This is a genomic window from Citrobacter gillenii (assembly GCF_013337685.1).
In the GTDB taxonomy this organism is placed as follows: Bacteria; Pseudomonadota; Gammaproteobacteria; order Enterobacterales; family Enterobacteriaceae; genus Citrobacter; species Citrobacter gillenii.
Genome location: NZ_SUQN01000007.1, coordinates 179,336 through 199,107, shown reverse-complemented (window position 1 = coordinate 199,107; position 19,772 = coordinate 179,336). Strand labels below are relative to the sequence as shown.

Below are 19,772 nucleotides of genomic sequence, written 5' to 3'. Positions count from 1 at the left end.
TTCTCACCGTTGGCGTAAATCACGGTTACCTGTATTGACGTTTTCACATTCTGTTGACAGATTGTAGGGCATGAGGGGCATTTCATGGAGAATCCGCACTGCAACTCAGTCGCTTATGTGAACGGAATCCCCATCCTCTTAACGCCGACCCGGCCGGGTAAAAAACAAAAAAGGCCAGGCGGTGCAAACCCACTGCAAAGGGTAAAACAACAAACATCACATTTGGAGCAGAAGAATGAGTATTTCCTTGAAGAAGTCAGGGATGCTGAAGCTTGGTCTGAGCCTGGTGGCTATGACCGTCGCAGCAAGCGTACAGGCTAAAACTCTGGTTTATTGTTCAGAAGGATCTCCTGAAGGCTTTAACCCACAGCTTTTCACTTCTGGCACAACCTATGATGCCAGCTCAGTACCGATCTATAACCGCCTGGTTGAGTTCAAAACCGGTACGACTGAAGTGATCCCGGGCTTGGCTGAGAAGTGGGAAATCAGCGAAGACGGTAAAACCTATACCTTCCACCTGCGTCAGGGCGTGAAGTGGCAGGACAATAAAGAATTTAAACCGACGCGTACCTTCAACGCTGATGACGTGGTGTTCTCCTTTGACCGCCAGAAAAACGCCCAGAACCCGTACCATAAAGTCTCTGGTGGCAGCTATGAGTACTTCGAAGGGATGGGCTTGCCGGATCTGATCAGTGAAGTGAAGAAAGTCGACGATAACACTGTCCAGTTCGTACTGACCCGCCCGGAAGCACCGTTCCTGGCAGATCTGGCGATGGACTTCGCGTCTATTCTTTCCAAAGAATATGCCGACAACATGCTGAAAGCCGGCTCCCCGGAGAAAGTGGATCTGAACCCAATCGGTACCGGTCCGTTCCAGATGCAGCAGTACCAGAAAGACTCGCGCATTCTGTATAAAGCGTTCGAAGGTTACTGGGGCACCAAGCCGAAGATCGATCGTCTGGTCTTCTCCATCACCCCTGACGCATCCGTGCGTTACGCCAAGCTGCAGAAGAATGAGTGCCAGGTGATGCCGTACCCGAACCCGGCTGATATCGCGCGCATGAAGCAGGATAAAAACCTCAACCTGCTGGAGCAGGCGGGCCTGAACGTGGGTTACCTGTCTTTCAACACCGAGAAAAAACCGTTTGATGACGTGAAAGTGCGTCAGGCGCTGACCTACGCGGTGAACAAAGAAGCGATCATCAAAGCGGTATATCAGGGCGCAGGCGTTGCAGCCAAGAACCTGATCCCGCCAACCATGTGGGGCTATAACGACGACGTTAAAGACTACAGCTACGATCCGGAAAAAGCCAAAGCGCTGCTGAAAGAAGCGGGCCAGGATAAAGGCTTCACCGTTGAACTGTGGGCGATGCCGGTACAGCGTCCGTACAACCCGAACGCACGCCGTATGGCTGAAATGATCCAGGCGGACTGGGCGAAAATTGGCGTCCAGGCCAAAATCGTCACCTACGAGTGGGGCGAGTACCTCAAGCGTGCCAAGTCTGGTGAGCACCAGGCGGTGATGATGGGCTGGACCGGGGACAATGGGGATCCGGATAACTTCTTCGCCACCCTGTTCAGCTGTGCGGCAGCGAAAGACGGCTCCAACTACTCTCGCTGGTGCTACAAGCCGTTTGAAGATCTGATTCAACCGGCCCGCGCGACCGACGACCACAACAAGCGTGTTGAACTCTACAAACAAGCTCAGGTAGTGATGCATGACCAGGCGCCTGCGCTGATCATTGCTCACTCCACCGTGTATGAGCCCGTGCGTAAAGAAGTCAAAGGCTATGTGGTTGATCCATTAGGCAAACACCACTTCGAAAACGTCTCTATCGAATAATTAAAACTCAGGGGTGTTCATGCACCCCATGCCTGGCGGCGCTACGCTTGCGCAGGCCTACGAGAGTAGGCCGGATAAGCGTAGCGCCATCCGGCGTAGTGCTTTACCCACAGTTGTTTATGCGTGGGATAAGATTTGTGAGTAATACAGATTCACGGTTCCAGGCCGTGCGTCATTAGAGAGAATCCGGGTTATGTTGCAGTTCATTCTCCGACGTTTGGGACTCGTCATCCCTACGTTTATCGGTATCACTCTTCTCACCTTTGCCTTCGTCCATATGATCCCCGGCGATCCGGTAATGATCATGGCGGGTGAGCGTGGGATCTCCCCTGAGCGTCATGCTCAACTGCTGGCTGAACTCGGTCTGGATAAACCGATGTGGCAGCAGTACCTCCATTACATTTGGGGGGTTATGCATGGTGACTTAGGCATTTCGTTAAAAAGCCGCTTGCCGGTGTGGGAAGAGTTCGTGCCGCGCTTTAAAGCGACGCTGGAACTCGGTGTCTGCGCCATGATGTTTGCCACCGCGGTAGGCATTCCCGTTGGTGTACTCGCCGCGGTTAAGCGTGGTTCCATTTTTGATCACACCGCTGTGGGTCTGGCACTGACCGGTTACTCCATGCCTATCTTTTGGTGGGGCATGATGCTGATCATGCTGGTTTCCGTGCAGTGGAACCTGACGCCGGTTTCCGGGCGGGTGAGCGACATGGTGTTCCTTGATGACTCCAACCCGCTGACCGGGTTTATGCTGATCGACACCGCCATCTGGGGTGAAGAGGGTAACTTCATTGATGCCGTGGCGCATATGATCCTGCCCGCGATGGTGCTGGGCACCATTCCTCTGGCCGTTATCGTGCGTATGACCCGTTCGTCAATGCTGGAAGTGCTGGGCGAAGATTACATTCGTACCGCGCGCGCCAAGGGGCTGACGCGGATGCGCGTGATCGTCATTCATGCTCTGCGCAACGCCATGCTGCCTGTGGTGACCGTTATCGGTCTGCAGGTCGGTACGCTGCTGGCAGGGGCTATTCTGACCGAAACCATTTTCTCGTGGCCGGGTCTGGGGCGCTGGCTGATTGATGCGCTGCAACGCCGTGATTATCCGGTAGTGCAGGGCGGTGTATTACTGGTAGCGACGATGATTATTCTCGTCAACCTGCTGGTAGACCTGCTGTACGGCGTGGTGAACCCGCGTATTCGGCATAAGAAGTAAGGGGCCATCATGTCACAGGTTACTGAAAATAAAGTTATTGCTGCACCGGTGCCGATGACCCCGTTGCAGGAGTTCTGGCACTATTTTAAACGCAACAAAGGTGCGGTCGTTGGCCTCGTTTATGTGGTCATCGTGCTGTTTATTGCAATTTTCGCCAACTGGATTGCGCCCTATAACCCGGCGGAACAGTTTCGCGATACGCTGCTGGCACCTCCTGCGTGGCAGGAAGGCGGCTCGTGGGCGCATCTGTTTGGTACTGACGACGTAGGGCGCGATGTGCTGTCGCGCTTGATGTACGGTGCACGCCTGTCGCTGCTGGTCGGCTGTCTGGTGGTGGTGCTCTCGCTGCTGATGGGCGTGATTCTCGGGCTGGTGGCCGGTTATTTCGGCGGCATCGTTGATAACGTCATCATGCGAGTGGTCGATATCATGCTGGCACTGCCGAGCCTGTTGCTGGCTTTGGTGCTGGTGGCGGTATTTGGCCCATCGATAGGTAATGCGGCGCTGGCACTGACGTTCGTGGCGCTGCCGCACTATGTGCGTCTGACACGTGCCGCCGTGCTGGTGGAAGTGAACCGCGACTACGTCACCGCCTCTCGCGTGGCGGGTGCCGGTGCGATGCGCCAGATGTTCGTCAATATTCTTCCTAACTGTCTTGCGCCGCTGATTGTTCAGGCGTCGCTCGGCTTCTCTAACGCCATTCTCGATATGGCCGCGCTTGGCTTCCTGGGCATGGGCGCGCAGCCGCCAACACCGGAATGGGGCACTATGCTCTCCGACGTGTTGCAGTTCGCGCAAAGTGCCTGGTGGGTCGTGACCTTCCCGGGTCTGGCGATCCTGCTGACGGTGCTGGCATTTAACCTGATGGGTGACGGTCTGCGTGACGCGCTCGATCCCAAACTGAAGCAGTAAGAGGTTCGAGATGGCGTTATTAAATGTAGACAAATTATCTGTACATTTCGGCGACGTTGGCGCCGAATTCCGTGCCGTAGACCGCATCAGCTACAGTGTGAACCAGGGCGAAGTGGTGGGGATTGTCGGGGAATCCGGCTCCGGTAAGTCCGTCAGCTCACTGGCGATTATGGGGCTGATTGACTACCCCGGCCGCGTGATGGCGGAAAGCCTTGAGTTTAACGGCCGCGACCTGAAACGCATCTCTGAAAAAGAGCGTCGCCAGCTGGTGGGTGCTGAAGTGGCGATGATTTTCCAGGACCCAATGACCAGCCTCAACCCGTGCTACACCGTCGGCTACCAGATTATGGAAGCCATTAAGGTGCATCAGGGTGGCAACAAGAAAACCCGTATTCAGCGGGCGATTGACCTGCTGACGTTGGTGGGCATTCCTGACCCGGCTTCACGTCTTGATGTGTATCCGCACCAGTTGTCTGGAGGCATGAGTCAGCGCGTGATGATCGCCATGGCGATTGCCTGTCGTCCGAAACTGCTGATTGCCGATGAACCGACAACCGCGCTGGACGTGACTATTCAGGCCCAGATCATCGAACTGCTGCTGGAGCTTCAGCAGAAAGAAAATATGGCGCTGGTATTGATTACTCATGACCTGGCGCTGGTGGCAGAAGCGGCACACAAAATCATCGTTATGTATGCCGGTCAGGTGGTGGAAACCGGGGCTGCACACGATATTTTCCGCGCGCCCCGCCATCCGTATACCCAGGCATTGCTGCGTGCGTTGCCGGAGTTTGCGCAGGATAAAGCGCGACTGGCCTCGTTGCCGGGCGTGGTGCCGGGTAAATACGACCGCCCGAACGGTTGTCTGTTGAACCCGCGCTGTCCGTATGCCACGGACAAATGCCGTAGCGTAGAGCCGGAGCTGAACATACTGGGCGAAGGTCGCCAGTCGAAATGCCACTACCCACTCGATGATGCCGGGAGGCCCACACTATGAGTACGCACGAGGCCACCTCGCAACAGCCATTGTTGCAGGCAATTGACCTGAAAAAACACTATCCGGTGAAGAAGGGGATGTTCGCCCCGGAGCGCCTGGTTAAAGCGCTGGACGGCGTGTCATTTACCTTAGAGCGTGGCAAAACGCTGGCGGTGGTTGGCGAGTCGGGCTGCGGGAAATCAACGCTGGGTCGCCTGCTGACGATGATTGAAGTTCCGACCGGCGGAGAGCTGTATTACCAGGGGCAGGATCTGCTCAAGCATGACCCTCAGGCGCAGAAGCTGCGTCGGCAGAAAATCCAGATTGTGTTCCAGAACCCGTATGGCTCGCTGAACCCGCGTAAGAAAGTGGGGCAGATTCTGGAGGAGCCGCTGCAGATCAATTCCTCGCTCAGCAAAGAGCAGCGTCGTGAAAAAGCGCTGGAGATGATGGCGAAAGTGGGTCTGAAAACCGAGCACTACGACCGCTATCCGCACATGTTCTCCGGTGGTCAGCGTCAGCGTATTGCCATCGCCCGCGGTCTGATGCTTGACCCGGACGTGGTGATTGCCGACGAACCGGTCTCCGCGCTGGACGTTTCCGTGCGTGCGCAGGTGCTGAACCTGATGATGGATCTGCAGCAGGATCTGGGGCTGTCCTATGTCTTTATCTCCCACGACCTGTCGGTAGTGGAACATATTGCCGATGAAGTGATGGTGATGTATTTAGGTCGCTGCGTGGAGAAAGGGACCAAAGATCAGATCTTCAACAATCCGCGCCATCCGTACACCCAGGCGCTGCTCTCTGCGACGCCGCGTCTGAACCCGGACGACCGTCGTGAGCGCATCAAGCTGACCGGCGAGCTGCCAAGCCCGCTGAATCCACCGCCGGGCTGCGCGTTCAACGCCCGCTGCCGCCGTCGTTTTGGTCCTTGTACCCAGCTACAGCCGCAGCTTAAAGATTACGGCGGTCAGCTGGTGGCGTGCTTTGCCGTAGACCAGGATGAGAATCCGCAGCAATAAGCGTGGGTTATGACCCAATAACCGGAGCCTTGTGCTCCGGTTTTTTTATATTTCGTTTTTACTTCCACAATGTGAGTCCATTGGCAGAACATTATTCCACAGCGTCTAGAATGTAGTCAGATTCTTGAGCGTCACCGAAATATCTACTTCGCAGTTGCTAACTACCTGGAGCAAATGTGGTCACGATACGCTGGGATATTAAAACAATTGATCGCCTGTCTATGGTTGAGGATGTCCTGAAGGAGTTTTCCTGCTGTGATATCAATATCATCTCAATGAAAGTGACGGCAGGCCGGATCCTGATTAAATCCTGGTGCCGTCAGTTGCAGGATATTTCCTGCGTGCAATCCAGCTTAAGTCAGCGTGCCGATATTATTAACGTTGCTTACTTTTGCGAAGAGATAAGCGAACTGTCGATGCCCGAAGTGGAACGCCCACGCTATTTTTCAGACATTATTTGCAGCAGCCAGAGCATGCAGGCACTGATCGAAAAAGCGATCAGAATTGCGGACAGAAAATATACCGTCCTGATCCGCGGTGAAACCGGAACCGGTAAAGAGCTGCTGGCCCGAGCTATTCATAACTCTGGCCAGCGCAGCTTTTATCCATTTATTCCGGTTAACTGCTCTGCATTACCCGAGTCGCTGATGGAGAGTGAATTCTTCGGATACGAAAAAGGCGCCTTCAGCGGTGCGGACGGTAAAGGCAAAAAAGGGCTGTTTGAAATGGCGGATAAAGGCACCCTTTTCCTGGATGAATTTGGTGAGATGCCGCTGAATTTACAGGCCAAATTACTGCGAGTACTGCAAGATGGCGGGATCCGCCGCGTGGGCGGGGCGCAGATTATTCCGGTTAACGTGCGTATTATTGTGGCGACCAACGCCAATCTGGAAGAGATGGTCGAACAACGCCTGCTGCGCGCCGACCTGTATTATCGAATTAACGTTCTCTCCCTGACTATTCCTCCGTTGCGGGAACGCCCGCAGGATCTCAGCCTGCTGATCCGCCATTTTGTGCAGAAATACGCGAAAGAATTTCAGCGCCGGTTAATTTTGGATAAAGGCTGCTTTGATGCCATGCATCATCATGGTTGGCCGGGGAACGTGCGCGAACTGGAAAACACCATTATTCGTCTGATGTTGATGGCAGAATCTGATGTGATTACCCGAGAGGATTTGGGTATCGCGAGTATAACCTCAGTTAATCAGTCCCGCGGCGGACAGCCTTTTAAACAGCAGGTTCAGTGCGCTGAGCGTCAGTTAATAGAGCAGATGATGGATGAGAATGTTTCATCGCGGCATATTGCCAAAGCGTTGGGGGTGTCGCATACCACGGTACTGAACAAAATCCGTAGCTATCAGCTGGAGAGCGTGGAGTAAGCGCCGTCAGGGCTGACGGCGCTGTTATCGGGTTAATTAATTTGTTATTCAATCAGCTTCAACAGCGGTGACAGGCACAGCAACATTCCGTACAGCAGGATAAGCCAGGTTTTTATCCCGCGCAGTTTTTCCAGCTGTGTGACTTTATAAATCAGGAAGAACGGAATAATGCACGAGACGATACCGTAAAGCGGGCTACCCAACTGGAAGAACACCAGTACTGATACGCGGAACGACACCCAAATCACCAGCGTGGTGACGATAAAGGCGCAAATCCCCAGCGTCAGAACCAATGGATTAATTTTCTCAACGTCGATAACACGACCCAGTACGTTAAGAATAATACCCTTCATAGCCTCGTGGAATCCCAGATAAATACCGAAGAATGCTGTCAGTACGGCAAAAATATTCAACACCGTGGAGGTGATGTGAATAATTTGTCCTGGGATAACTTGAGCCGCCAGCGCCAGTGCGGAAATATTTTGTTCGAAGGCTGAGACCGCTTCTTCATGGCTAATAGAGAAGGTAAAGGAAAATGAGAAGAACAGAATGACTGCAATCAACGTAATATAACTGATGCGGTGGGTACGAATGACCATGCGCGTAGCCAACACCCGGTCTGACACCCTTTTGCGGTAGGCGATATTCATGGGGTTCAGTACCTGAATAAACACTGCCGAGAAGAAACAGAACGGGATGGTTAGCAGGACATCGCGGAAGAAGACGCCCGCCTCAGGGAATGCGCTGATATTATTAAAGTTCCAGTGCGGGACCATCGCAAAGCCAAATACAATGATGATGCCAACTTTTACCACCACCATCGGGCCGGAGATTTTGAACAGCAGCTTTTCTCCGCCGGAAGCAATGGCAACCAGCACCGCAAAAATCGCGACTTTGTAGATAATTGACTGCGAAAGATCGGCATCGGTGAGTCCGAAGGTTTTGATATAGGACGCACTGTCAAAAACAACCGATAATGAATAAATAAAGATGCCGTGGATAATCATCAGAAAATAGATGACGCCAAGAAATACGCCCCAGTTCTTACCTAAATAATGACTAATAATATCGGTGTAGTCATTACAGGTTTCACTTTCAGAGAGCGTTTTTAAATAAATATCCTGCACAATATAGGTGGCGGGATAAGCAATAATAAAGGCGACAATAAATACCCAAATACCGGTTAAACCAATTTGTACCGGCATCAGCACCGTTCCGGCGCCAATTGCCATGCCGATACAGAGTAATACCCAACCAAAATCGTATTTTGTAAAAGGTAGCTTTGTTGAGAAGGATGCGGCGGTTGCTGTAGTGTTGCTTAATTGTAATGTGTTGTCCTGCATAGAACCCCCTGCCGAAAATACACGCTCTCCCCTGAAAAGGAATTACGTGTATAGCCAGGCTGTTGTGCCTTGATTCTCAACGGCCTGAACCGATCTGCATCGGTTCAGGCCGTAATAGTCAGAATGTTGCCTTTCTGATGGCGTGTTCAAGGTCGTTAATAATATCTTCTGGATCTTCAAGACCAACAGAAAGACGGATAAGTCCGTCGGTAATACCTGCTTTAAGCCGTTCCTCTGGCGCAACGGGCGAATGTGTCATAGACGCTGGGTGCTGAATGAGGGTTTCGGTGTCACCGAGACTGACCGCGAGGAGGCACAATTCTACAGAATTGATCATCCGTCTGCCAGCCTCGAGGCCGCCGGCGATTTCGAAGCTGATAATTCCTCCTGGCAGGCTCATCTGACGTTTACCCAGCTCATACTGCGGATGTGAAGGCAAGCCCGGGTAATACACGCGGGTAATGGCCGGATGCCCTTCCAGGAAGCGGGCAATTTTTAACGCGTTTTCACAATGGCGCTCCATTCGGATGCCCAGCGTTTTCACGCCGCGCAGCGTCAGCCAGGCGTTGAACGGACTCATGCAGCCGCCGGTGATATCTTTCAGCCCGACGAACCGTGCCTGGTCGATAAATTCCTGCTTGCCAACAATCACACCGCCAATCACGTCCCCGTGGCCGTTGATGTACTTGGTCACGCTGTGCACCACGATGTCGGCACCTAACAGCAGAGGTTGCTGGCAGTAGGGCGACATAAAGGTGTTATCCACGACCAGCAATGCGCCTTGCTGATGGGCGATACCGGCGACCGTTTCAATATCAACCAGCGAGAGCGTTGGGTTTGCTGGTGTTTCGATATACACCACTTTGGTTTCCGGGCGCATGGCCGCGCGGATTTCTTCCGGCTTGGCGGCGTCGACGAAGCTGACGTTAATGCCGAACTTCGGTAGGCTGTGTGACAGAAAAGCGTGAGTACAGCCGTAAATGGCACTGGCGGAAACGATATGGTCGCCCTGCTGGCACAGGGTCAGCAACGAGGTGGTGATGGCTGAAATACCGGATGCAGTTGCCAGCGCGGCATCGCCTCTTTCCAGCACAGCCAGCTTTTTCTCCAGCGCGTCGGTGGTGGGGTTTCCAAGGCGCGTATAGATGTAGCCGGGTTCTTCAAGCGCAAAGCGGGCGGCGCCCTGTTCGGCACTGTCAAAAACGAAGGTTGACGTCTGGAAAATAGGCGTACTGAGCGCGCCAGTGGAAGGGTCGGGTTGTTGGCCCGCATGAACGATCTGGGTATTGAATCCGTAAGCACGACAGTCAGACATGATATCTCCTTTGATTCGGAACAGAACAGCTCACAGTCAAATAGCAATCGCTGTGCCAGAACATGAATGCATAGAAATCAATGTGTTAGTAATTTAATAATTTGAGATGCCGTCAGGAAAGTTGCCAGCTGGCAAATAACTTTCCAGTTACGGCGAGATAAACGTGAATGCGAGGCTTCATGCAGACGCGGTACTGGCGAAGTGGTTGGGGTGATGTGTTACCGCAGAATCATCGATAAACCGGGCTTGTCCGGTGAGGCGTAATCTTGCGGCCTTTTTCGCCTTTCTGTCGGTAACTTTCCACGCCAGGCGTCAAACCTGCGGCGAAAATACGCGATGGGAACTTTTCAGATAGCGCCTCTCTTAATAACGCTATGATCGGGTATACTCTGACGGCAGTTTTATTTATCCATGGAGAGTCAGTTTGCGTGTCAGTCGCTCGTTAACAATTAAGCAGATGGCGATGGTTGCGGCCGTAGTCATGGTGTTTGTTTTTATTTTTTGCACCGTTTTGCTGTTTCATTTGGTACAGCAGAACCGCTATAACACGGCTACGCAACTGGAAAGTATCGCCCGCTCTGTACGTGAGCCCCTGTCGGCCACCATTCTGAAAGGGGATATCCCCGAAGCGGAGACGATTTTACGGCGAATTCAGCCCGCGGGCGTGGTCAGCCGTGCCGATGTGGTACTGCCGAATCAGTTTCAGGCTTTGCGGATGAGCTTTATTCCCGAACGTTCGGTCCCGGTAACGGTGACGCGTCTGTTCGAACTACCGGTGCAGATCTCGCTGCCGGTCTATTCTCTGGAGCGTTCTGCCAACCCACAGCCGCTGGCCTATCTGGTGCTGCAGGCGGATTCGTACCGTATGTACAAATTCGTGATGAGCACGCTCTCAACGTTAGTGACCATTTACTTACTTTTATCCCTGGTCCTGACGGTGGCGATCTCCTGGTGTATTAACCGCTTGATTGTGCATCCGTTACGTAAAATAGCCCGAGAACTGAATGAGATCCCTCAGCAGGCGTTAATGGGCTACCAACTGGCGTTGCCGCGCCTGCATCAGGATGATGAGATTGGCATGCTGGTGCGCAGCTACAACCTGAACCAGCAGTTGGTGCAGCGCCGCAGCGAAGAGTTGAGCGACTATTCAATGCGTTTTCCGGTCTCCGAACTGCCCAACAAAACGTTTTTAATGGGGCTGCTGGAGCAGGTTGTATCCCGTAAGCAGACCACAGCACTGATGATTGTCACCTGCGAAACGTTGCGGGATACCGCAGGCGTGCTGAGCGAAACTCAGCGGGAAATCCTGCTGCTGACGGTTGTCGAAAAACTCAAGTCGGTACTGGCGCCCAGAATGGTGCTTACCCAGGTAAGTGGCTACGATTTTGCCATTATTGCGCATGGTGTGAAGGAACCCTGGCATGCCATCACATTAGGTCAGCAAGTACTCACTATCATTAATGAGCGTTTGCCTATCCACGGCATCCAACTGCGCCCCAACTGCAATATTGGGGTCGCGATGTTTTATGGCGACTTAACCGCAGAGCAGCTTTACAGCCGTGCGCTCTCTGCGGCACTCACCTCACGCCGGAAGGGTAAAAACCAGATTCAGTTCTTTGACCCGCAGCAAATGGAAGAAGCTCAGCAGCGTTTGACGGAAGAGAACGACATTCTTACCGCGCTGGACAACCAGCACTTTGCGCTGTGGATGCAGCCGCAGGTAGAAATTGCCAGCGGCAAAATACTGAGTGCGGAAGCGCTGTTACGGATGCAGCAGCCGGATGGAAGCTGGGAACTGCCGGAAGGGTTAATCGACAGGATTGAATCCTGTGGTCTGATGGTAACTGTCGGGTACTGGGTGCTGGAAGAGTCCTGCCGCCAGCTTGCTGCCTGGCAGGAGCGCGGTCTGATGCTTCCACTATCGGTCAATCTTTCTGCACTGCAGTTAATGCACCCGAATATGGTGTCAGACCTGCTGGAACTACTAAACCGGTATCGTGTGAAGCCCGGCACGCTGATTCTCGAAGTGACCGAAAGCCGACATATCGATGATCCCAACGCGGCCGTTGCCATTTTGCGCCCGCTGCGTAATGCAGGTGTGCGTATCGCGTTGGATGACTTTGGTATGGGCTACGCCGGTTTACGCCAGCTACAGCATATGAAGTCGCTGCCGGTGGATGTGCTCAAAATCGATAAGATGTTTGTCGACGGCGTGCCTGAGGATTGCAGCATGATCACGGCGATTATTCAGCTGGCGCACAGCCTCGATTTACAGATGATTGCTGAAGGTGTCGAAACCGAAGCCCAACGCGCGTGGTTGGAACAGGCGGGCGTGGAAGTGGCGCAGGGATTCTTATTTGCCCGTCCAGTTCCGGCAGATATCTTCGAAGAACGTTATTTAACGCAGTAATGGGCTGATTACAAAACTTAAAAAAGGGTGCGCTTGTGCGAGCCAGCTCAAAATTTTTAACATTTTTGTATCAATTATGATCTTTGTACATTTCTGTCATGTTGTGTGGGTGTTACTTTAGGGCCGCAGGTTAAATAAAACCTTACAAGACCTGTGGTTTTTACTTTAAGGACACCCTATGAAAACCTCAATATTCAAAAGCCTTTACTTTCAGGTCCTGACAGCGATTGCCATCGGTATTCTCCTTGGCCATTACTACCCTGAATTGGGCGCCCAAATGAAACCGCTTGGCGACGCGTTCGTTAAGCTCATTAAGATGGTCATCGCTCCCGTCATCTTCTGTACTGTCGTTACCGGCATTGCAGGCATGGAAAGTATGAAAGCAGTAGGCCGCACGGGTGCGGTTGCACTGCTTTATTTTGAAGTAGTCAGTACGATTGCGCTGATCATCGGTCTTATCATTGTCAACGTGGTGCAACCCGGTGCCGGGATGAACGTTGATCCGGCCACGCTGGATGCCAAAGCTGTCGCGATTTACGCTGAGCAGGCAAAAGACCAGGGGATTGTGGGCTTCCTGATGGATATTATCCCAGGTAGCGTCATTGGCGCGTTCGCCAGCGGCAACATCCTGCAGGTATTGCTGTTCGCGGTGATGTTTGGTTTCGCGCTGCACCGTCTGGGCAGCAAAGGCCAAATGATTTTCAACGTGATTGAAAGCTTCTCGCAGGTCATTTTCGGCATCATCAATATGATCATGCGCCTGGCGCCAATCGGTGCTTTCGGGGCCATGGCCTTTACCATCGGTAAATATGGCGTCGGTACGCTGGTACAGCTGGGGCAGTTGATTATCTGCTTCTACATCACCTGTATTCTGTTTGTGGTGGTGGTGCTGGGGTCTATTGCTCGTGCAACCGGCTTTAGCATCTTCAAGTTCATCCGCTATATCCGTGAAGAATTGCTGATCGTTCTGGGGACATCATCTTCCGAGTCCGCGCTGCCGCGTATGCTTGATAAGATGGAAAAACTGGGCTGTCGGAAGTCGGTGGTCGGGCTGGTTATTCCAACCGGTTACTCGTTTAACCTTGATGGGACCTCGATCTATCTGACGATGGCGGCGGTGTTTATCGCTCAGGCCACGAACAGTCATATGGATATCTTCCATCAGATAACCTTGTTGGTGGTGCTGCTGCTCTCCTCGAAAGGGGCTGCGGGTGTCACCGGAAGTGGCTTCATTGTCCTGGCGGCGACGATCTCCGCTGTGGGCCATTTACCGATTGCCGGTCTGGCGTTGATTCTCGGTATTGACCGCTTTATGTCTGAAGCCCGTGCGCTGACCAACCTGATTGGTAACGGTGTGGCCACGGTCGTTGTGGCTAAGTGGGTGAAAGAATTGGATACCAAAAAGCTGGATGACACGCTGAATAACCGTGCGCAGGATGGCAAAACGCACGATTTATCCTCTTAATCTCGTCACTTCTGCCCGTAGTCCCTTGTAGGGCTACGGGCTCCTGCGCATAATTACCCCCTGTACCTGAAGCCGTCGATCCGATGGCTTCGGGATTTTTTCACTTCTTCCGTGACATTTTTATGTTTTCGCGGTCTAACACGAAGTGTTTTAACGTCATATTCAGAGAGTCCTGTTCAGGGCTGTCTTTTTATTACCAGGATTGTTGATCAGGGGTTCACATGCAGGGCACAAAAATTCGACTTTTAGCGGGCAGCTTGCTGATGATGGCCTCTGCCGGCTATGTGCAGGCAGATGCGCTCCAGCCTGACCCGGCGTGGCAACAGGGTACGCTGGCAAACGGTTTACAGTGGCAAGTATTAGCCACCCCCCAGCGCCCCAGCGACCGTATCGAGGTTCGCCTGCTGGTTAATACCGGTTCACTCACCGAAAATACACAACAGAGTGGTTTCAGCCATGCGATCCCGCGTATCGCGCTGACGCAAAGCGGTGGCCTTGATGCCACGCAAGCCCGTTCACTGTGGCAGCAGGGGTTCGATCCCAAGCGTCCCATGCCGCCTGTTATCGTTTCCTATGATTCCACACTGTATAACCTCAGCTTGCCCAACAGCCGTAACGACCTGCTGAAAGAGTCGCTCTCTTATCTGGCGACTATCTCCGGCAAGCTGACCATCACGCCAGAAACCATCAACCATGCGCTGAGTAGCGAAGATATGGTGACAACCTGGCCGGTGGACACCAAAGAAGGCTGGTGGCGCTACCGACTGAAAGGATCAACGCTGCTGGGACACGATCCTGCCGATCCGCTGAAAACCCCGGTCGATGCTGAGAAAATCCAGTCGTTCTACCAGAAATGGTATACCCCGGATGCCATGACGCTGATTATCGTCGGCAACGTTGACGCACGTAACGTGGCAGAGCAAATCAACAAAACCTTCGGCGAATTAAAAGGTAAACGTGAGACTCCGGCACCGGTGCCGACACTTTCTCCGCTACGCGCTGAAGCGGTGAGCATTATGACCGATGCGGTACGCCAGGATCGCCTCTCCATCATGTGGGATACGCCGTGGCAACCGATTCGTGAATCTGCCGCGCTGTTGCGCTACTGGCGTGCTGATTTAGCCCGTGAAGCGCTGTTCTGGCACATTCAGCAGACGCTTACTAAAAACAATGCGAAAGATATCGGCCTCGGCTTTGACTGTCGGGTGTTGTTCCTGCGTGCGCAGTGCGCCATTAACGTTGAGTCACCGAATGATAAGCTGAATGCGAATCTGGGTACGGTGGCGCGTGAGTTGGCGAAAGTGCGTGATAAGGGGCTGCCAGAAGATGAATTTAACGCGCTGGTGGCACAAAAAAATCTGGAACTGCAGAAGCTGTTTGCCACCTATGGCCGAACCGATACCGATATCTTAATCAGCCAGCGCCTGCGCTCGCTGCAAAATCAGGTGGTGGATATTGCGCCGGAACAGTACCAGCGTTTACGCCAGAACTTCCTCAATGGCCTGACCGTAGAAATGTTGAATCAGGACCTGCGCCAGCAACTGTCGCAAGAAATGGCACTCATTCTGCTGCAGCCGAAGGGTGAGCCGGAATTCAATATGAAGGATCTGCAGGCGACGTGGGATGCCATCATGGCGCCGGTGGCCGCTGCGGCAGCGTCGGTTGAAACCGATGAGTCGCATCCTGAAGTGACGGATATTCCGCCAGTACAGTAGAGGGTATCGTAACCTGTAGGCCGGGCAAGCGAAACGCCCCCGGCGTACCCAATGCCGGATGCGGCGTTAACGCCTTATCCGGCCTACAAGAACAATAAGTTACTGCGGCATTGCGTCGCGGGGAATAATCGCCCCGCGATGCTGAATCACCGTGCTGGCCGTCAGATGACCGCGTTTGGCGGCTTCTGCGGCATCACCACCGGTTAAGCGTACGGCCAGATACCCGGCGCTGAACGAGTCGCCCGCGGCAGTGGTATCAATCACTTTCTCTTTCGGCAGTTTTACCGCCGGTACATCAATGAGCTCTTCGCCATTGATAGACACCAGGCACGAGTCTGCGCCGCGTTTCACCACTACTTCTTGCACACCGGCCGCGTGGGTACGGGCAATGACCTCAGCAACGGGTTTTTCACCCCACAGCGCGTCTTCATCATCCAGCGTCAGGAACGCGATATTGGTGCACTCCAGCATCTGCTGATACACCTGCTGCGTCTCTTCTTTACTGCTCCACAAGCGCGGGCGGTAGTTGTTGTCAAAAATGACTTTTCCGCCGTTGGCGCGGCATTCGCGCAGCAGCGACAGCAGTTTCTCGCGGCTGGTCGGGCTTAAGATCGCCAGGCTTATACCGCTCAGGTACAGGTAGTCGAACGTCGCCAGCTCTTCGCAAATGGCGGCGGATTGTTCACTCTCCAGCCAGAATTTTGCCGCGGCTTCATTACGCCAGTAATAGAAGGTACGTTCGCCGGTGCTGTCTGTCTCAATGTAATAGAGACCCGGAAGGCGATTGTCCATGCGTTGCGTTAATGAGGTATCGACGTTTTCGCCATGCCAGGATTCCAGCATCTGTTGGCTAAAACTGTCCGTGCCCAGCGCCGTGACATAGTGTACAGAAAGGGCCGCAGAATCGACCTGACGGGCGATATAAACGGATGTATTCAATGTGTCGCCACCGAAACCGCGCTGAACGTCTGCGCCTTTCTGTGACAGTTCAATCATGCATTCGCCAATCACGGCAATCTTGCTGGACATAGTCGTAACCTGCTCTGAAAAAAATTAACGGTAGTGTGCGCTGTGGGTGTTAAGTGGTCAACTATATTAAAACATCGTTCCATTAATTTTTTGAGCCAACGCGTATTCTGCGCAATTTTTTTGCTGCCTGGTTTTTATTTTGCGATGTGCTGAACGTAAAGTTCTGCGCCCGAGCGCCGATAACCTTTGACGAGTCCGGTCAGTCACACTCTTATTTACAGGACATCTCAGATGATAAAGCAGGTTACCCAGCAGCTAATTACGCCTGATGCGAGTATCGAGAGCTTGCTGGAGAGACGCTATTGGCTGCAGTGCGAGCGTGCTTACACCTACCAGCCGATTTACCAGACCAATGGGCGGCTGATGGCCGTTGAACTGCTGACAGTAGTGAGCCATCCTGACAATCCTGCCCAGCGTCTTGCGCCGGACCGCTATTTTGCCGAAATAGCCGTACGTCATCGTATTGACGTGGTGAAAGAGCAGCTTCTGCAACTCCAACTGAAAAGCGACTTTTTCAGAGCCCACGACCTGCTGGCGTCGGTGAACGTCGATGGCCCGACGCTGCTGGCGATGCGCCAGGATCCCGACATACTGAAAATCATTGAATGCCTGCCGTGGCTGCGCTTTGAACTGGTGGAGCATATTCGTTTACCGAAGGGAGCGTCATTTGCCTCAATGTGCGAGTTTGGTCCGCTTTGGCTGGATGACTTTGGCACCGGGATGGCGAATTTCTCCGCTCTGAGCGAAGTCAGCTATGACTACATTAAGGTAGCGCGGGATCTGTTTATTATGCTGCGCCAGACGCCGGAAGGCCGCAACCTGTTCACACTGCTGCTGCAGTTGATGAACCGTTATTGCCGCGGTGTGATTGTTGAAGGTGTGGAAACACTGGAAGAGTGGCGCGACGTGCAAAACTCACCGGCGTTCGCTGCGCAGGGCTATTTTCTCTCGCGTCCGGTTCCCCTGAATACCCTTGAAGAGGTGATATTGTCGCTGTGATGTTGGCGTCATCGGCCTCCTTTTAACCCTGCTGGACTATCTTTAGAACAGGCAAGGAAGAAAGTGAGGAGGTAAAAGATGACGAAAGCAGGCAAAATAACCACAGCAGTATCAGGGGTTTTCTTGTTGTTGATCGTCGTACTCATCATCGTGATTGCGACATTTGACTGGAACCGGCTCAAACCGACCATCAACCAGAAAGTCTCTACTGAACTCAACCGACCGTTCGCGATACGCGGTGATTTGGGCGTCGTCTGGGAACGCCAGAAGCAGGAAACCGGCTGGCGAAGCTGGGTTCCGTGGCCGCACATTCATGCGGAGGATATTATCCTCGGCAACCCGCCGGATATCCCTGACATCACCATGGTGCATCTCCCGCGCGTTGAAGCCACGCTCGCGCCGCTGGCGTTGCTGACCAAAACGGTCTGGCTACCGTGGATTAAGCTGGTGAAACCGGACGCGCGGCTTATTCGCCTGTCGGAGAAAAACAACAACTGGACCTTTACCCTCGCGGGGAGTGAAAACCCCGATCCCAACACCCCGCCTTCAGCCTGGTCATTTCGACTCGATAATATTTTGTTCGATCAAGGACGTATCGCCATCAACGATAAGATCACCCAATCGGAGATTGAAATCGTCGTTGATCCGCTGGGCAAACCGTTGCCCTTTAGCGAAGTGACGGGAACGAAAAGCACAGAAAAGCGTGCCAACGTTGGCGATTACGTTTTCGGCCTGAAGGCACAGGGGCGGTATCGCGGTGAACCGCTAACCGGCAGTGGAAAAATCGGTGGAATGCTGGCGTTACGCGGCGAAGGCACACCGTTCCCGGTGCAGGCCGATTTCCGTTCAGCTAATACGCGGGTGGCCTTTGTCGGTGCGGTAAATGACCCGATGAATATGGGCGGCGTCGATCTTCAGTTGAAATTCTCCGGTGATTCGCTCGGGGATTTGTACGATTTGACCGGCGTTCTGCTGCCGGATACTCCCCCCTTTGAAACAGACGGGCGGCTGGTGGCCAAAATAGGCAGCGAGAAATCTGCCGTATTTAGTTATCGCGACTTTAATGGCCGCATCGGCGACAGCGATATTCACGGCACGCTGGCTTACACCACCGGCCAGCCGCGCCCGAAACTGGAAGGCGACGTTGAGTCGCGCCAGCTGCGGCTGGCGGATTTAGGGCCGCTGATTGGCGTGGATTCCGGTAAAGGTGCACAACGCGCCAAACAATCTGAACAGCGTAAAGGCGAGAAGAGCGTTCAGCCCGCGGATAAAGTCTTGCCGTACGACCGTTTCGAAACCGATAAATGGAACGTGATGGATGCCGATGTGCGCTTCAAGGGACGGCGTATTGAGCACGGCAGCAGCCTGCCGGTAAGCGATCTCTCCGCCCATATCATCCTGAACAATGCCGACCTGCAACTGCAGCCGCTGAAATTTGGTCTGGCGGGAGGCAGCATCGTCTCTCGCATTCATCTGGAAGGGGATAAAAAGCCGATGCAGGGCCGGGCGACTATTCAGGCGCGTCGTCTGAAGCTGAAAGAGCTGATGCCGGATGTGGAACTGATGCAGAAAACGCTCGGTGAAATGAATGGTGATGCCGAATTTCGCGGGAGCGGGAATTCGGTGGCTGCGCTGCTCGGAAACAGTAATGGCAACCTGAAGTTGTTGATGAACGATGGGTTGATCAGTCGAAACCTGATGGAAATAGTGGGGCTGAATTTGGGCAACTATATCGTCGGACAGATATTTGGTGATGACGAAGTGCGAGTGAACTGTGCGGCGGCGAATCTGGATATCGTCAATGGCGTTGCGCGCCCGCAAATTTTTGCTTTTGATACCGAAAATGCGGTTATCAATGTTACCGGAACAGCGAGTTTTGCCTCTGAACAGCTGGATTTAACCGTCGATCCGGAGAGTAAAGGCATTCGTATTATTACGCTGCGTTCACCGCTGTATGTTCGCGGGACATTCAAAAATCCACAGGCCGGAGTGAAAGCAGGGCCGTTGATTGCGCGTGGGGCCGTCGCCGCGGCACTGGCAACGCTCGTCACGCCGGCTGCCGCCCTGCTGGCACTGATCTCACCGTCAGAAGGTGAGGCTAATCAGTGCCGGACGATTTTGTCGCAAATGAAGAAGTGATGTCTGGCCGGATGT

15 protein-coding genes are annotated in these 19,772 nt (G+C 53.4%); 12 read left to right on the top strand and 3 right to left on the bottom strand.

Annotation, left to right across the window (positions count from 1 at the left end; all coding sequences use genetic code 11):
- Nucleotides 1-84: 84 nt before the first annotated feature.
- The 7 genes from FCH32_RS17685 to FCH32_RS17655 all read left to right on the top strand — a co-directional run bounded on the left by FCH32_RS17685 (nt 85) and on the right by FCH32_RS17655 (nt 7,342).
- A complete protein-coding gene (locus tag FCH32_RS17685) occupies nt 85-321 on the top strand; it encodes a hypothetical protein (protein WP_162604169.1) in 237 nt (78 codons plus the stop codon).
- Nucleotides 236-1,843, top strand: a complete 1,608-nt coding sequence (gene dppA, locus FCH32_RS17680; protein ID WP_115257213.1) for a dipeptide ABC transporter periplasmic-binding protein DppA — start codon at nt 236-238, stop codon at nt 1,841-1,843. Before FCH32_RS17685 ends, dppA begins: the two co-directional genes overlap by 86 nt.
- A gap of 193 nt (nt 1,844-2,036) precedes the next feature.
- The gene (gene dppB / locus FCH32_RS17675; RefSeq protein WP_096759162.1) at nt 2,037-3,056 is read left to right on the top strand and encodes a dipeptide ABC transporter permease DppB; all 1,020 of its coding nucleotides are present in this window, start codon (nt 2,037-2,039) and stop codon (nt 3,054-3,056) included.
- 9 nt (nt 3,057-3,065) lie between these two features.
- Complete coding sequence (dppC, locus tag FCH32_RS17670) at nt 3,066-3,968, top strand: dipeptide ABC transporter permease DppC (protein WP_115257214.1); 903 nt, start codon at nt 3,066-3,068, stop codon at nt 3,966-3,968.
- A 10-nt stretch (nt 3,969-3,978) separates the two neighbouring features.
- Nucleotides 3,979-4,962 (top strand): dipeptide ABC transporter ATP-binding protein, encoded by a 984-nt coding sequence (gene dppD / locus FCH32_RS17665; protein WP_096759164.1) that lies wholly within the window; start codon nt 3,979-3,981, stop codon nt 4,960-4,962.
- Nucleotides 4,959-5,963, top strand: a complete 1,005-nt coding sequence (gene dppF, locus FCH32_RS17660) for a dipeptide ABC transporter ATP-binding subunit DppF (protein WP_115257215.1) — start codon at nt 4,959-4,961, stop codon at nt 5,961-5,963. Before dppD ends, dppF begins: the two co-directional genes overlap by 4 nt.
- Nucleotides 5,964-6,139: 176 nt before the next feature.
- Nucleotides 6,140-7,342 (top strand): sigma 54-interacting transcriptional regulator, encoded by a 1,203-nt coding sequence (locus tag FCH32_RS17655; protein WP_174361273.1) that lies wholly within the window; start codon nt 6,140-6,142, stop codon nt 7,340-7,342.
- 44 nt (nt 7,343-7,386) lie between these two features.
- Here FCH32_RS17655 and FCH32_RS17650 read toward each other — a convergent pair whose 3' ends face one another.
- Together FCH32_RS17650 and megL are read right to left on the bottom strand one after the other, a co-directional pair.
- The gene (locus FCH32_RS17650) at nt 7,387-8,685 is read right to left on the bottom strand and encodes an SLC5/6 family protein (RefSeq protein WP_146718142.1); all 1,299 of its coding nucleotides are present in this window, start codon (nt 8,683-8,685) and stop codon (nt 7,387-7,389) included.
- 118 nt (nt 8,686-8,803) lie between these two features.
- The gene (gene megL, locus FCH32_RS17645; protein WP_096759168.1) at nt 8,804-10,000 is read right to left on the bottom strand and encodes a methionine gamma-lyase; all 1,197 of its coding nucleotides are present in this window, start codon (nt 9,998-10,000) and stop codon (nt 8,804-8,806) included.
- A gap of 424 nt (nt 10,001-10,424) precedes the next feature.
- Between megL and hmsP the strand changes: the two genes are divergently transcribed.
- The 3 genes from hmsP to FCH32_RS17630 all read left to right on the top strand — a co-directional run bounded on the left by hmsP (nt 10,425) and on the right by FCH32_RS17630 (nt 15,590).
- Complete coding sequence (gene hmsP / locus FCH32_RS17640; protein WP_096759169.1) at nt 10,425-12,410, top strand: biofilm formation regulator HmsP; 1,986 nt, start codon at nt 10,425-10,427, stop codon at nt 12,408-12,410.
- Nucleotides 12,411-12,588: 178 nt separating this feature from the next.
- Nucleotides 12,589-13,875 (top strand): dicarboxylate/amino acid:cation symporter, encoded by a 1,287-nt coding sequence (locus tag FCH32_RS17635; protein WP_115257217.1) that lies wholly within the window; start codon nt 12,589-12,591, stop codon nt 13,873-13,875.
- Nucleotides 13,876-14,096: 221 nt separating this feature from the next.
- On the top strand, nt 14,097-15,590 hold the full coding sequence (locus FCH32_RS17630) for a M16 family metallopeptidase (protein ID WP_115257218.1): 1,494 nt from the start codon (nt 14,097-14,099) through the stop codon (nt 15,588-15,590).
- A gap of 99 nt (nt 15,591-15,689) precedes the next feature.
- On the opposite strand, the gene kdgK is transcribed toward FCH32_RS17630, so the two are convergent.
- Nucleotides 15,690-16,619, bottom strand: coding sequence for a 2-dehydro-3-deoxygluconokinase (gene kdgK / locus FCH32_RS17625; protein ID WP_096759172.1), 930 nt, complete (start codon nt 16,617-16,619; stop codon nt 15,690-15,692).
- Nucleotides 16,620-16,850: 231 nt separating this feature from the next.
- Between kdgK and pdeH the strand changes: the two genes are divergently transcribed.
- Both pdeH and FCH32_RS17615 read left to right on the top strand, forming a co-directional pair.
- Complete coding sequence (gene pdeH / locus FCH32_RS17620; RefSeq protein WP_096759173.1) at nt 16,851-17,618, top strand: cyclic-guanylate-specific phosphodiesterase; 768 nt, start codon at nt 16,851-16,853, stop codon at nt 17,616-17,618.
- Between the two features lie 78 nt (nt 17,619-17,696).
- Complete coding sequence (locus tag FCH32_RS17615; protein ID WP_135911249.1) at nt 17,697-19,757, top strand: AsmA family protein; 2,061 nt, start codon at nt 17,697-17,699, stop codon at nt 19,755-19,757.
- Nucleotides 19,758-19,772: the final 15 nt, after the last annotated feature.